Here is a 12,454-nt window from a genome sequence, read left to right as displayed (position 1 = left end):
CGTGCGGCAGCAGCGGGTCGTCCTCGACGAGCCTCGTGTCACGAGGCCGGGAATCGTTCCGGCCGGGAGCGGGAGACTGCGCACGCTGACGATCGCGCTCCTCACAATCGTGCTGCTGCTCGTCGCCGTCGGAGTGCTCATGGTGCAGTCGGCGAGCCAGGTCGCCGCGATCTCTTCTGGGAGAAACCCGCTCGGAGGCGTGCTCAGGCAGGGCGCGTACGCGGCGATCGGGATCGGCCTCATGCTTGCGATCAGCAGAGTGCCGACTGCGACGCTGCGCCGATACTCCTGGCTACTACTCGCGATTGGCTTCTTCCTCCAGATCCTCGTCTACACGCCCCTCGGCTACGAAGCCGGCGGCAACCGGAACTGGCTGAGGCTCGGCCCGATATCGATGCAGCCAGCAGAGTTCATGAAATTCGTGCTGCTCGTCTGGGTCTCGGCAGTGCTCGCCGCGAAGCGCCGGCTGCTCGGCGAATGGGTGCACGTCGCGATCCCGATCCTGCCCGTCGTCGCGGCGTCGATGCTCATCAACATCCTCGGCGGCGATCTCGGCACGCTGCTCGTGCTCGCCGCTCTCGTGTTCGGGTCCCTCTACTTCTCGCGCGTGCGGCTCCGAATCCTTGCGGGAATTGCGGCAGTGGCGGCCATCGGCATCGCAGCCATGACGCTCATGAAGCCCAACAGGGTTGTGCGCATCATGCACTTCTTCGAAGTTGACTGCCTGCGCGACGCCGAGCACGCGTACGCGGGGTGCTGGCAGACGCTCAACGGGTTCTGGGCGCTCGCGCAGGGCGGTCTTTTCGGGACCGGCGTTGGCGGCTCGACAGCGAAGTGGCACTGGCTGCCCGAGGCCGAGAACGACTTCGTCTTTGCGATCCTCGGCGAAGAACTCGGGTTTGTCGGCGCCGCGACAGTGATCGCCCTGTTCGTCGCGCTCGCCGCAGTGCTGCTCGCGCTTGGCACCTGCACCGACAGCCCGTTCGCGCGCGCGGTGTTCGGTGGGCTCGCCGTGTGGGTGTCAGCGCAGATGATCGTGAACATCGCCGTCGTGCTTGGATTCGTGCCCGTGCTCGGCGTTCCGCTCCCATTCATCTCGGCAGGTGGCACGTCGCTACTCTCCCTCCTGCTCGCGGTTGGGGTCGCGCTCTCATGCGTGCGCGAGGCTGGCATGCACGCAGCCCCAGCCCAGGGCGTTCGCGCGAAGTGACCGAAACGTGCGAAGGTTGAGACAACACTGGTACGCGGGCCGGATGCATGGCCTCGACGCGGGGAGGGCACAGATGGCGCGAGCGCACACACACCCGCGGCCGCGGCCTGACGAAGAGGCCTACCGCCGGTCCGCCTCACAGATCGGCTGGCAGGTCATGGCGGTGTGCGCGGCGCTCGTGGTGATTGGCGGCGGCGTGATCCTCGCCTTCGTGTTCTGGCAGACGACACCATCCGAAGTAGCGAAGCCAGTCCAGCCCGGGGAAATCGAGGTGCGGCTCGACCCAGGCGAGCTCATCCTCGCGACAGCCCTGCTCGCTACCGGTGCCATCATCTGCGCCGGGCTCGCCGCGCGCCTCATCGCGCGCCGCGCCGTCTACCCGCTGGATGAGGCGTTTCGGCTGCAGCGACGCTTCGTCGCCGACGTGAGCCACGAGCTTCGCACGCCGCTCGCGGTCATCGACGCGCGCGCTCAGCAGCTCTCGGCGCTCACCCCACCCGGGGACTCGCGTCACGCAGTGCTGCTCGAGCTCAGGCAAGACGCCAGGATCATGGCCGAAGTGATCGACGCGATGCTCACGACGACATCTGGCGCTCCACACGAATCGGGAACGGCGCCGCTCGCCGAGACCATAGCCACAGTCGCCCGCGACCTCAGCGAGGTCGCCAAGCCGTACGGCGTGACGCTCGTGGCTGAAAGCGACGACCTCGTCGTCGCTACCCCGGTGCAGGCGGTGCGGCGCTGCCTGGTCGCCCTCGCAGACAACGCGCTCGACCACGCCCCCGCCGGAAGCGTCATCACGATCACAGGCACAGCGCGCGGCGGCGAGGCGGTCGTGACTGTGCAGGACACCGGCGATGGGATACAGGGCATCACCCCCGACCGCGTGTTCGACAGGTTCGCGCAGGGTACCCAGCCGGCAACTGCCCGAGGCGCCGCGCGCACGAGCCGCGGCATCGGACTCGCCCTCGTGCGCGAACTCTGCGAGGCACACGGGGGCACCGTGCGCGTCGCGAACTCGGGGCCAGGTGGCACTACCTTCGAGCTCACCCTCCCGCTCGCTGACACGAATGGCAGGCAGTAGTGCTGCGGCTACTCATCGTCGAAGACGACCCACGCCTCGGCCCGATCATGCGCGACGTGCTCGCCGCGCACTGGGATGTTGAGCTTGTCTCAAACGCCGAGGACGCGGAGCAGCGCGTGGCCGCGACACAGTTCGACGTGGTGATCGTCGACCGCGGTCTTCCAGGAATGGCAGGCGAACAGTGGGTGCGCGAACTGCGGCGCCGGCGGGTGGAGACTCCGGTGCTGCTGCTCACCGCGCTTGGCGAACTGCATGACAGGGTCGAAGGGCTCGACGCAGGCGCCAACGACTACCTCGTGAAACCCTTCGAGTTCGAAGAACTGAACGCGAGGCTTCGCGCGCTCACCCGCCGCTACGACGGCGCGGGCCCGCGCTACGACATCGGCGGGTGGGAATTCTCGCCGGAGGATCAACGCATCGAATCCCCGTACGAGGGGAGCGTGCAGCTCACGAGCACCGAGACAGCCCTGCTCTCGGTGCTCGTCGCCGAACCTGGCCGCACGTTCTCACGCGAGGAGCTGCTCGCGCGCGTATTCGCACACGGGGAGCGCGACACGACCGTCGAAACATACGTGCATTACCTGCGACGCAAGACCGACAAAGACCTCATCGAGACTGTCCGCGGGCGAGGGTACAGGCTCGGCCGGCTCGGTTAGTCGCGCTGCACCACGACTCCCTCGCGCCGGCGGGCGTCGACCTTCAGCTCGAAGACATCGTTGCGAGCCGAGTGCCCGACGACGTCGAGATCGTGGTGAGCGCGATCGATCGCGCTCAAGTCGATGTCGCCAAGCACGATTCCCTGTCGGCCGCGCACTGGCTCGACGACGTAGTTTCCGTCTGGGCCAATGATTGACGACCCGCCGTCGAAGAGGAGGCCGGAGGTGGGAGCCTCCGGGCCCACCCCGATCCGAAACGGCTCACGGAGCGTCTCCGGAAGGTCTTCAACTGCGAGGAACAGTCCAGCCGAGAGCACAAAGCAGCGCCCTTCGAACGCGTAGCTCCGAGCTGCCACCTGGTGAATATCACTTGTTTCCGGCCATGCTGCGATATGGATTTCCTCCCCGGTGGCGTGCAGTGCCTGACGGGCGAGCGGCATCCAGTGTTCCCAGCAGACGAGGCCACCAACCAAGCCAACTGGGGTGTCGACCGCCCGGAGTCCGGCAGCGTCTCCCGCCCCCCAAATGATTCGCTCGGAGTGAGTGGGCACGAGCTTCCGGTGGAGGTTGAGCGTTGAGCCGTCTGGGCCGATCGTGAGAATGCTGTTGTAGAGGGTGCCTCCGCTGCCAGATCTCTCGTTCAAGCCGATGACGATAGTCACCTGCCGGTTCGCGGCAACTGCCCGGAGGTCTGCAAGTTCGTCTTCGGAGTCAGCTCGCCTGCCGATGACCGGGCTCTCCGCAAGCAGCCGGGCATGCCAGTGGCGGGCTTCGGCATCGTCCCATCCGGCCATGCCGAACGCCCACGCTGGGTAACACGTCAGCCAGGTTTCGGGGAACACGACGAGGCGTGCGCCGGCATCAGCTGCCTCTAAGACATGGTCGACCGCGCGCGCAATCGACGCTTTCAGGTCGAGCACAACTGGCGGATACTGGACGATGGCGACGGTGTGATGCGTCATTGATGCTCCTTGGTATGCGGTGGCACGTGGCCGGTGAGGGAACTGGGCTCTGGCGTCAGCGAGGTCCTTCGAGCGTGCGTTCACTTTGCAGGATCGCTGCCGCTTCGGCGGTGCGGTCTTGCCCGCGCGTCAGGAGGAAGTACAGGCCGCCGGAGACGATGATTGCTGGCACGAACGATAGATCAGCGCCTCCGAGGGCGTGTGCGACAGGGCCTGTATAAATCGGGAGCGAGAAGAACGGGATCGCGACAACGAAACCCGCAAGGTACGACACAAGTCCGCGCCACGCCCAACGGCCATAGATTCCGTTGGGGTTGAAGATCTCGGTGATGGCATAGCGGCCGTGGCGCACGAAGTAGAAGTCGACGAGATTCACCGCGGTCCACGGCACCAAGAAGTAGAGCATGAGTGTCACGAATGAGTTGAAGCTGTCGAGGTAGTCGTCTGGGATTGAGAGCGCGACGACGAGGGCGAGGGCCCCAACAAGTGCGAGGCTCACAACCCTGAGCGTGACGGTTGGCCGCATGCGCTTGAACCCATCGACTGCGCTAATGCCGGTGAGCATGGCTCCGTACGCGTTCACGCCCATGATCGTGATGAGCGCTACCGACCCCACGAGAACGACAATGGTGCCGAAGCCCGGGAACAGCAGGTCACCAGTTTGCATGAGGGCGGGAATGCCATCGACGTTCGGGATCTTGCTGCTGAGTACCGCTCCGAGGGACATCAGCCATATTGCGGAGCCGGCCGCGCCGGCGTACGTCCAGCCGATGAGCTTGCCCGCCGGAGCGTCTTCTGGAAGGTACCGGGAATAGTCCGAGACATAGACCGAGTAGCTGAGGTTAAAGCCCGCAGCGAGCGAGAACTGAACAAAGAACGCTGCGGTGTTCCAGCCTGCGCTGAGGCCCGGCGCTCCTGCGGCGGTGGGCAGCACGAAGATCGCGAGAACTGTCACGATGCCGAAGGTGACGATGAGAATGTAGGTGAGCCAGCGTTGCACGACATGCAGGAGGTCGTGGCCCACGATGGCGATCACAATCGAGACGACGATAAGCACGGGGTACCAGAAGAAGTCGCCGCCAGGCGCGACGGTCTGGATGCCTTGAGTGCCGATGATGGTGTCAAACACCATGAACCCCACGTAGACGAAGACCGTCGCGATGAAGGGAATGATTGCGCCACGTGAGCCGAACTGGGCGCGAGACTGGATCATCTGGGGGAGCCCCATTCGAGGGCCCTGGTTCGCGTGAAAGGCCATGAAGAAAGTGCCAGACCCGGCGCCGAGCACGATCGCGAGCACGGTCCACGGGACGCTAAGGCCCATTGTCGGCCCGGTGAACCCAACGAGCATGGTGAGGATCACGAAGTTTCCGGTGAACCAGAAGGGGCCCTGGTGCCAGACCTTGCCTCGGCGTTCGGCTCGAGGGACGTAATCGATCGATCTCGTTTCGATCGTCGGTGGAGTGGAGTGCGTCGACATCGTTGTCCTTTCAGCGTCGGCTGTGTCGCCCGCACGAATAGTCGCACAGTTGTGCGAATTGAGATAGTAGCACAACTGTGCGAGAATCTCTGTATGGCAAGACAGCTCGACCACGAAGCGCGAGATCGAGCTGTTGTTGAGGCGGCATGGCGCGTCATCGCCCGCGAAGGGATGACGGCGCTCACCGTGCGAAGCGTGGCAAAAGAAGCGGACCTGGCGCCAAGCTCGCTCCGGTACTCCTTCCCCACACAAAGCAGTGTCCGTGAGCGCGCAATATCTGCCGTGCTCGAACGGCTGCAAGAGCGAGTCGAGGAGCTTCCGCGAGACAGCGACTGGGGCAAGAACGCGCTCCTGGAACTCATGCCTGTCGATGGCGAGAAGCACACCGAGGCGGTCGTGTGGCTTGCGCTTGAGATGGCTGCGGTCGCCGACGCGGAACTGCAGCCTGTCAGGGCGCGAGCGAACGCCTACATTCGAAGTGTGTGCCACGATGTCGCCGAGTGGCTTGGGTCGACTTCGGAGGACCTTGTCGACCAATTGCACGCATTCGTCGACGGGCTGACTTTGCATGTTGTTGTCCGTGACGAGTGCACTCCAAGCTGGGCGGAGCGCGCGCTCCTGATCTACCTGGCGGAAGTTCGCGCGCGGATCGCATCGACCGCCGCGTAGCCGCGCCCGGCGCCCCGCCGTGGAGTGGCAATGCGGCCAAGTGCGAGATACTGGTGGGTGGCAATTTTTCGCCCGCACGCACCTGGGGAGGGCACACATCATGGATCTGTCGGCAACGAATGAATCACCGCTGAATCGCTACGGATCGCTGGAGGAAGCCCTCGTGCATCGGCGCGCCCCGGTTCCGAACCGAGTGTTTCTGCGCACAATGATGAGCCGAATTCCAGTCGAACGCCTGCTGCGCGCCGACGGCGGCATCACGGTTGTGCGCTCTGACGGGGGCCCCGACATTCAGGTGCGTCAGGGATACTCGGTCGGTTTCATGTCAGAAGAGGACGCGATCGCTGCAGCAGGCAGCGAGGCGCCGCGCTGGCGGAGTAGCCGCCGGCCGGGCATGTGGGCAGTTGACCACCCCCTGCACGGGCGCGGTTCGATCATTGAGGCCGAGGAGCTCGCGGCCGAGCGTGGCCCGGTGAAGGCATCGCGTGCAAAGGGGACCAGGGCCGCGAAGCCGAAGGCTGAACCGAAGGCGAAGCCCGCGGCTCAGCAGGAGCGAGTGCAGCCAGTCTGCCCGAACTGCTTCATGATGATGGCTCTGTCGGGCGTGTGCGGCAATTGCTCGTAGGGGGCGGCGAGGCGACGCTGTTCTGCTGGCGGTAGGCTCGTCTGGTGCCTCCGCGTTCTCCGTTGCCCCAGCGTATGGGGCTTGACGCAGCCTGGCTGAACTCTGCTGCACGCCCGGGGGAGGACCCGCGGGAGTGGGTCTCGATGCGTGATTGGTTGCACTTCAGAGTCGGCGCGCACATCGATGTAGACGCCTTCATCGAAGACGGCAGATTCGTGCTCGAGTCTGGCGAGCCTGTGCTCGCTGCTGACCCGTACCGATCAAACGTCTTCGTGTGGTTCTACCGCGATCTGCCAGACGAGGCGCCGGTGCCCGGCGACATTCCGGTGCTGTTTCGCGACGACCGAATCGTCGTCGTGGACAAACCCGCGTTTCTCTCGACAATTCCGCGCGGCCGACACGTCAGGGAGAGCGTCGTCGTGCGCCTGCGACACGAGCTCGGTTTGCCAGAACTCACCCCGATGCACCGCCTCGACAGGGTGACCTCGGGCGTACTGCTCATGTCTGTCGAGCGCAGATTTCGTGGCGCCTACCAGACGATGTTCCAAGACGGCGAGGTGACGAAGACGTACCGGGCTGTCGCGCCAGTGAGCGACGGACTTGAGCTTCCCACGACGGTGCGAAACCACCTGCACAAGGTGCCTGGAACGATGCAGGCCGAGGTGCTGGCGGGGAGAAAACCGAACTCCGAGTCGCTCGTCGAGTTCGAGCGCACGCTCACTTCGCAGGAAGAGGCCGCGCTCGGCGGCGAGCCTGGCCGCGCCGTCTATCGGCTGACCCCGCGCACGGGCAAGACCCACCAGTTGCGCATCCATTTGTGGAGCCTCGGGATCCCGATCGAGGGCGACCCGCTTTACCCCGCGGCCCGAAACGTCGCCATCGATGACTTCTCGACGCCGCTCCAGTTGCTCGCGAGCGAGCTCCGGTTCACCGACCCCGTTGACGGCAGTGAGCGATCCTTCGTCAGCGGGCGGGCCCTGCCGCTCGTCTCGACGAACTAGCCTGCGCCCCTCCCCGATGGTGCGCAGTCGGTGCAGAAATATCCATCGCGCCGGTGCTACTAGGCCAACACGCGGCGTAAATCTCAGAAATTGATCGTAGTTTCTCGGTTTTTTGTGACGATGTTGTGCCTCCCACCGACCTACCTGCAGAGCGACATGATGCGCTCGCACTGACGGTGTGGCCGTTCGGGCCGCACCCCGATAGGGAGGAAATTCTGATGGCTACTGAAAAGAAGAACACCACCCCAGTAAGCGCGACCCCGGCGGCACCCGCCCCACACGCGGCGTCGCCATCGTCGCGCGTCGACAGGGTTCAGTTCTCCAATGACGCAAACGAGACGAACCACGCAGGCGGACGCACAAGCGTCGCCGAGGGCGTCGTGGCAAAGATCGCGGGAATCGCGGCCCGCGAGGTCGGCGGAGTCTACGCGCTTGGCGGTGGTGGAGCGCGGGCGCTCGGCGCCATTCGCGAAGCGATGAACGCGACCGACCTCACGCAGGGCGTCAAGGTCGAGGTCGGAGAAACTCAGGCGGCCGCCGACATCACCATCGTGGTGGACTACCCGGCACCGATCCAGACGGTCGCCGAGAACGTGCGCACTGCAGTCACCGCAGCGATCACCAAGATGGTCGGACTCGAGGTCGTTGAGGTCAACGTCGATGTGAACGACGTGCACCTGCCGACCGACGATGCTGACGACGACACAGAGTCGCGCGTCTCATGAGCGCCACACTGGCGGGCGCGCTGACCGGCGCGGTGCTCGCGTTTGCGGGGCTTATCTTCGGGTTCTGGGGATTCCTCCTCGTCGCGATCCTCATGGCCGTCGGCGCGCTGGTCGGCAGAGTGGTGTCGGGCGATCTCGACCTCCGGGCGCTCGCCGGCGTCTTCACGGGGAGGCGAACGTCGTCATGAGCCCCACGACCGTTGACGCGCCAGCTCAGCAGACGGTCGGCCCACGCCACGACGTGCGGGGCGCGATTCGCGTTCAGCCGCGCGCACTCGAGAAAGCTGTCCGCGAGTCGATCGCACACCGAGCCGGCGCACCGCGCGAGGCGGTGAACGTCGATCTCGCGGACTGGGGCGGGGCGCTCACCGTGAAGGTGGCGACGAAACTGCCCATTCCCGAGCTGTCTCAGACTGGAGCCATCCAGGCGGAGATGCCGCTCTTGGAGCGCGTGCGCGCGCTGCAGACCGCGCTCGTGAGCGAGCTCGGCCTGCTCACCGGCAGGGAGATCAGGCGTGTGTCGGTCGTGGTCACCGGGGCGATCATTCCAGAGCAGAGGCGGGTGAGGTAAATGTTGAATGGCACACTGACGCGCGTCGTGCGCCGCGAGACTCATTCCCCGCGGACCGTGCTCGCCGTCGGAGCACTCGTGCTTACGGCGGCCGCGGCCACCTATGTGGGGATCGAGCTCGTGCTGCATCTCACGCGCTCAGAACCGCTGCTCGTCACTCCGGGAGACGCAGCCAGGTGGCTCGGAGACGTGCCCGCGCTTGGTAGTGCGGGCGCCGTTGGCGCGCTAGCGATCGTCGTGCTTGGGCTCGTGCTGGTTGGCCTCGCGATAGCGCCTGGCCGGCGATCAAAGCACCAGCTCACCGATGGCCCGTATGCGGTTGTCGCCGACAACGGCGTCATCGCCTCGGCGGTCGCCGAGCGTGTGCGGCGTGAGCTTGATGTCTCGCGCGGCGCCGTTGTCGTCGGCATCGGACACCGAAGCGCCGACGTCACTGTCCGACCCGAGCCCGGTCAGCAGATCGACGCCGGGTACGTCCGTGAGATCGCTGCCGCCGAGCTGTCGAGCTATGGGCTTTCGCCCACGGTTCGTGCCCGAGCCCGGATCCAGCGCCCCACATCGAACGGAGGCCAGGAATGAACGCGACCAACCGCGCGGTGAACCGCGGCATCCTGCTCGTCGTCGGGCTCATCCTGCTCGCGGCAGGTGGAACGGCCTTCGCCGCCATCATCTGGCGTCCAGCGGGCCAGGCGTGGCGGGACGGTGTTGGCCAGCTGCGCGAGTGGCTCATCGCCGCTGACGAAGGCGCTCGGCTGCACCCGAGCACGACGGTCAGTTGGGTGACCCTCGGGTTGCTCCTCGTGCTGCTCGCGCTCGTTGTGTTCGCGGTCGTCACCGTGGCCCGCCTGGGCGGTGGCAAGGTGCATACCGTGACTCGTGTCGAGGGGGACGAGGGAGCGATCGGCCCCGTCACCGTGACACAGGGGTTCGTCGCCGATGCTCTGAACGAGTCGCTGTCGAGGCACGAAGAGATTCTGTCGACGAAGGTCAGCGCGAGCCGCGTGCGCGGCCAGGACGTGCTGCACGTGAGCGTCACGCCCCGTCAGAACGTCTCGCCCGCTCGCACCGCGGCCACTGTTGCCGGCCTCCTCGACAATCTCGGCACGTTGCTGGGGGAACAACCGCCGACATACATCTCGATCCACTCGGGTCTGCGCGCAAAACTTGCCGCCGACCAGCCCCGGGTCCGCTAGCTCAGCCACTAGTCACAATCAGAAAGGGGGGAACACGATGTGGAAGAACCTGTTCATTGTCGCTGTCATCGGCATAGCGGCCTATTGGGTAGGCGTCGAGTCGGCGAAGTCTCGTGGGAAGAACTACGAAGATCTTCGCCACCAGATCGAACGCTTGTGGACAAGCCCTGAAGCGCAAAAGGCTCGCCGCCGACGCGCCAAGGCCACGCGCAAGCTCGTCCAGCAGGCGCAGAAGCGCGTACTGGGCGCATAACCAGAAACCCAACCCACCACCACAGACCCCGAATCCCTCGGGGCACATCAGACAGGAGAACATCATGAGTGCAGAAGACAAGATCAAGGCGGCCGCTGACAAGGTCGCAGGACAGGTCAAGGAGACCGTCGGGAAGCTCACCGACAACGACAAGCTCGTTGCGGAGGGCAAAGCCGACAAGCTCAAGGGCGAGGCGAAGGGAGCCGTCGAGGACGTCAAGGACGCGTTCAAGAAGTAGGCACGGTGCCGGTGAGGTGGCCCAGGCCACCTCATCGGCCGTCGTGGCGAAACTGTCGAATCCTCGCGTTCTGAGCGCCGCAGGGTCGAATGGTTGCCAGAAACCTACAAAGGGTCGTGCGATTGTGAATCCCGTACCGAGGATGGGGATCGTGGTCAGTGGGGAATGGCCGCAATGGGTTTCGGGGGAAGCACACCGTGCGAGGGGAGCGACGGATGGCGGAGCAACACCACCGGGAAGTATTGGAAACAGCGCCCGACTGGATCCTTGTCGGACGGGCAACCGAGGGAGACACCGTCGCCTTCGCGGCGTTGGTGCGGCGATACGCTCCGATGATGCGGGCCTATGCGAGACGGATACTGCCTGGCACCGCCGAGCTCGACGACGTGGTGCAAGAGACATTCATCACGGCGTGGGAGCAGCTGGAGACACTGGAGAACCCCGACCGGGTGAAGAGCTGGATCATGCGCATCACGAGTCGAAAAGCGGTCGACCGTGTGCGTGCCCTGCGCCCGCACACGGATATTACGGCTCTCGAGGTACCCGGGCCGCAGCACTCGGACCCTCCCCGAAGACACGAGGCCAACGCGGGCGTGCAAGCGCTACAGGAAGCACTTGCGGATCTACCGGACACCGAGCGTCAATGCTGGGTATTGCGAGAAATCGGCGAGTATAGCTACGACGAGATCGCTGAGCAGCTCGAGCTCCCGGCCTCGACGGTGCGCGGCAAGCTTGCCCGGGCCCGGAAACACATAATCGTTCGAATGGAGGAGTGGCGATGAGCAAGACCGACCATCGCGCGCTCCTTGGGCTGCGCCCAGAAGACCTCGACGGCGTCTCAATCGAAGAACTTTCCGAGTACCTCGACAACGGTCGCACCCCGCCCAATCCCCGCATCGAGGCGTCCGCAGGGTGTCAGCGCGCCCTCGACGCGCTACAGCGCATCGGCGAGCTCTCACCCCTGCTCCTCGACGCCGATGCGGCCGCCGAACCTCTCGCGGAGGACAGCTGGGTGCAAGGGGTGCTCGCAGGCATCGCGCTCGATGTTCACGCCGGACGACGGATCCCGATCGTCCTCGACAGCCCCGCGACCGACGCCGGAATCACCGAGGGCGCGCTCCGCGGCCTTATCCGGCGGGCGGAGCGTGCGGCCCCCGGTACGCTGGTCGGCAAATGTACGTTCGCCGGCGACATCACCGAGCCGAACGCACCCGTCCGCGTGGCGATCGAACTGAGCGTCCCGTACGGCGCCGAGATTCACGCGGCAGCGGATGCCGTTCGCGCGGAGATCCGATCACTCGTCGCCTCCCACACGACAGTAACGCTGACCGACGTCGACATCGTCGTGCGCGATGTGCAGCCCGTGAACCCGCAGATAGTAGAGAACACATGACCGAACGTGCCGCTGACCGCCTCGAAGCAGCGCTCGAAGTTGCCATCCGATCTGTGCCCGGAGTGACAGGACTCTATCGGACGGGCAGCAGCGTCGCGAAGCTTATCGACGCCAGCGCGGCGCTGCTACGCGGGCAACAGCAGCGGTCATCCCTCGTGCGCGTCGACGACGGCACGTCGGGCGTGACGGTGACGGCAGCGGTCGGCGTCGACTCGGCCGTGAGCAGCGTGCAGGTGCTCGAACTGGCGAGCACCGCTGTCACAGAGGCCGTCACCGCGTCGCAGCTCGCGCTCGAACAGGTGCACCTCACCGTGGTGCACGTCAACGGAGACGGCCTTCGAAGCTAGGGCCGTCGCCGTCGCTCGTCCCGGGGCCCAGCCAGCTCGCGTAACAT

The 12,454-nt window shown here is 65.5% G+C and carries 18 protein-coding genes; 16 read left to right on the top strand and 2 right to left on the bottom strand.

Translation table 11 applies throughout. The features are described 5' to 3' along the window. Position 1 precedes the first annotated feature (1 nt). The 3 genes from ACF07D_RS03010 (at position 2) to ACF07D_RS03000 (ending at position 2,950) form a co-directional block, all read left to right on the top strand. Positions 2–1,210, top strand: coding sequence for an FtsW/RodA/SpoVE family cell cycle protein (locus ACF07D_RS03010; RefSeq protein ID WP_391503826.1), 1,209 nt, complete (start codon positions 2–4; stop codon positions 1,208–1,210). A 73-nt stretch (positions 1,211–1,283) separates the two neighbouring features. Continuing rightward, positions 1,284–2,294 (top strand): sensor histidine kinase, encoded by a 1,011-nt coding sequence (locus ACF07D_RS03005; RefSeq protein WP_391503825.1) that lies wholly within the window; start codon positions 1,284–1,286, stop codon positions 2,292–2,294. Beyond that, complete coding sequence (locus ACF07D_RS03000) at positions 2,294–2,950, top strand: response regulator transcription factor (protein WP_391503824.1); 657 nt, start codon at positions 2,294–2,296, stop codon at positions 2,948–2,950. Before ACF07D_RS03005 ends, ACF07D_RS03000 begins: the two co-directional genes overlap by 1 nt. On the opposite strand, the gene ACF07D_RS02995 is transcribed toward ACF07D_RS03000, so the two are convergent. Continuing rightward, on the bottom strand, positions 2,947–3,912 hold the full coding sequence (locus ACF07D_RS02995; RefSeq protein WP_391503823.1) for a carbon-nitrogen hydrolase family protein: 966 nt from the start codon (positions 3,910–3,912) through the stop codon (positions 2,947–2,949). The two genes, ACF07D_RS03000 and ACF07D_RS02995, sit on opposite strands and share 4 nt — an antisense overlap. Before the next feature lie 55 nt (positions 3,913–3,967). After that, positions 3,968–5,392 (bottom strand): cytosine permease, encoded by a 1,425-nt coding sequence (locus tag ACF07D_RS02990; protein WP_119283290.1) that lies wholly within the window; start codon positions 5,390–5,392, stop codon positions 3,968–3,970. Positions 5,393–5,485: 93 nt separating this feature from the next. Between ACF07D_RS02990 and ACF07D_RS02985 the strand changes: the two genes are divergently transcribed. From ACF07D_RS02985 to ACF07D_RS02925, 13 genes are all read left to right on the top strand, one after another. Continuing rightward, the gene (locus tag ACF07D_RS02985; RefSeq protein WP_119283289.1) at positions 5,486–6,061 is read left to right on the top strand and encodes a TetR/AcrR family transcriptional regulator; all 576 of its coding nucleotides are present in this window, start codon (positions 5,486–5,488) and stop codon (positions 6,059–6,061) included. A gap of 100 nt (positions 6,062–6,161) precedes the next feature. Next, positions 6,162–6,686 carry a hypothetical protein gene (locus ACF07D_RS02980; protein WP_391503822.1) on the top strand — a complete coding sequence of 175 codons (525 nt, stop codon included), beginning with the start codon at positions 6,162–6,164 and terminating at the stop codon, positions 6,684–6,686. 44 nt (positions 6,687–6,730) lie between these two features. Beyond that, the gene (locus ACF07D_RS02975; protein WP_391503821.1) at positions 6,731–7,687 is read left to right on the top strand and encodes a pseudouridine synthase; all 957 of its coding nucleotides are present in this window, start codon (positions 6,731–6,733) and stop codon (positions 7,685–7,687) included. A gap of 218 nt (positions 7,688–7,905) precedes the next feature. After that, positions 7,906–8,412: an Asp23/Gls24 family envelope stress response protein gene (locus ACF07D_RS02970; RefSeq protein WP_391503820.1), complete on the top strand. Its 507-nt coding sequence runs from the start codon at positions 7,906–7,908 to the stop codon at positions 8,410–8,412. Beyond that, positions 8,409–8,600 carry a DUF2273 domain-containing protein gene (locus ACF07D_RS02965; protein ID WP_119283285.1) on the top strand — a complete coding sequence of 64 codons (192 nt, stop codon included), beginning with the start codon at positions 8,409–8,411 and terminating at the stop codon, positions 8,598–8,600. Before ACF07D_RS02970 ends, ACF07D_RS02965 begins: the two co-directional genes overlap by 4 nt. Next, entirely contained in the window at positions 8,597–8,983 is a 387-nt protein-coding gene (locus ACF07D_RS02960; protein ID WP_119283284.1) for an NTP pyrophosphohydrolase, read from the top strand. Before ACF07D_RS02965 ends, ACF07D_RS02960 begins: the two co-directional genes overlap by 4 nt. Then, positions 8,984–9,562, top strand: coding sequence for a DNA/RNA endonuclease G (locus tag ACF07D_RS02955; RefSeq protein ID WP_391503819.1), 579 nt, complete (start codon positions 8,984–8,986; stop codon positions 9,560–9,562). Then, positions 9,559–10,176 carry a hypothetical protein gene (locus ACF07D_RS02950; RefSeq protein WP_391503818.1) on the top strand — a complete coding sequence of 206 codons (618 nt, stop codon included), beginning with the start codon at positions 9,559–9,561 and terminating at the stop codon, positions 10,174–10,176. The genes ACF07D_RS02955 and ACF07D_RS02950 overlap by 4 nt, the downstream gene beginning before the upstream one ends. Positions 10,177–10,213: 37 nt before the next feature. Next, entirely contained in the window at positions 10,214–10,429 is a 216-nt protein-coding gene (locus ACF07D_RS02945; protein ID WP_119283281.1) for a hypothetical protein, read from the top strand. 64 nt (positions 10,430–10,493) lie between these two features. Next, a complete protein-coding gene (locus ACF07D_RS02940) occupies positions 10,494–10,667 on the top strand; it encodes a CsbD family protein (protein WP_119283280.1) in 174 nt (57 codons plus the stop codon). Between the two features lie 215 nt (positions 10,668–10,882). After that, positions 10,883–11,449, top strand: a complete 567-nt coding sequence (locus tag ACF07D_RS02935; RefSeq protein WP_119283279.1) for an RNA polymerase sigma factor — start codon at positions 10,883–10,885, stop codon at positions 11,447–11,449. Next, complete coding sequence (locus ACF07D_RS02930) at positions 11,446–12,060, top strand: hypothetical protein (protein WP_391503817.1); 615 nt, start codon at positions 11,446–11,448, stop codon at positions 12,058–12,060. Before ACF07D_RS02935 ends, ACF07D_RS02930 begins: the two co-directional genes overlap by 4 nt. Then, positions 12,057–12,407, top strand: coding sequence for a hypothetical protein (locus ACF07D_RS02925; protein WP_119283277.1), 351 nt, complete (start codon positions 12,057–12,059; stop codon positions 12,405–12,407). Before ACF07D_RS02930 ends, ACF07D_RS02925 begins: the two co-directional genes overlap by 4 nt. The last annotated feature ends 47 nt before the right edge of the window (positions 12,408–12,454 follow it).

It is taken from the genome of Leucobacter sp. NPDC015123, from assembly GCF_043080205.1.
GTDB lineage: Bacteria > Actinomycetota > Actinomycetes > Actinomycetales > Microbacteriaceae > Leucobacter > Leucobacter aridicollis_A.
The sequence above is the reverse complement of the archived record's forward strand: the minus strand, read 5'-3'. Positions and strand labels throughout refer to the sequence as shown.

Bases quoted from the DNA above. Each gene is read 5' to 3' on its own strand.
- ACF07D_RS02955 (WP_391503819.1), top strand. From the start codon at position 8,984: ATGTTGAATGGCACACTGACGCGCGTCGTGCGCCGCGAGACTCATTCC.
- ACF07D_RS02995 (WP_391503823.1), bottom strand. From the start codon at position 3,912: ATGACGCATCACACCGTCGCCATCGTCCAGTATCCGCCAGTTGTGCTC.
- ACF07D_RS02965 (WP_119283285.1), top strand. From the start codon at position 8,409: ATGAGCGCCACACTGGCGGGCGCGCTGACCGGCGCGGTGCTCGCGTTT.
- ACF07D_RS02985 (WP_119283289.1), top strand. From the start codon at position 5,486: ATGGCAAGACAGCTCGACCACGAAGCGCGAGATCGAGCTGTTGTTGAG.
- ACF07D_RS02970 (WP_391503820.1), top strand. From the start codon at position 7,906: ATGGCTACTGAAAAGAAGAACACCACCCCAGTAAGCGCGACCCCGGCG.
- ACF07D_RS02980 (WP_391503822.1), top strand. From the start codon at position 6,162: ATGGATCTGTCGGCAACGAATGAATCACCGCTGAATCGCTACGGATCG.
- ACF07D_RS02990 (WP_119283290.1), bottom strand. From the start codon at position 5,392: ATGTCGACGCACTCCACTCCACCGACGATCGAAACGAGATCGATCGAT.
- ACF07D_RS02960 (WP_119283284.1), top strand. From the start codon at position 8,597: ATGAGCCCCACGACCGTTGACGCGCCAGCTCAGCAGACGGTCGGCCCA.
- ACF07D_RS02930 (WP_391503817.1), top strand. From the start codon at position 11,446: ATGAGCAAGACCGACCATCGCGCGCTCCTTGGGCTGCGCCCAGAAGAC.
- ACF07D_RS02935 (WP_119283279.1), top strand. From the start codon at position 10,883: ATGGCGGAGCAACACCACCGGGAAGTATTGGAAACAGCGCCCGACTGG.
- ACF07D_RS02950 (WP_391503818.1), top strand. From the start codon at position 9,559: ATGAACGCGACCAACCGCGCGGTGAACCGCGGCATCCTGCTCGTCGTC.
- ACF07D_RS03005 (WP_391503825.1), top strand. From the start codon at position 1,284: ATGGCGCGAGCGCACACACACCCGCGGCCGCGGCCTGACGAAGAGGCC.
- ACF07D_RS02945 (WP_119283281.1), top strand. From the start codon at position 10,214: ATGTGGAAGAACCTGTTCATTGTCGCTGTCATCGGCATAGCGGCCTAT.
- ACF07D_RS02940 (WP_119283280.1), top strand. From the start codon at position 10,494: ATGAGTGCAGAAGACAAGATCAAGGCGGCCGCTGACAAGGTCGCAGGA.
- ACF07D_RS02925 (WP_119283277.1), top strand. From the start codon at position 12,057: ATGACCGAACGTGCCGCTGACCGCCTCGAAGCAGCGCTCGAAGTTGCC.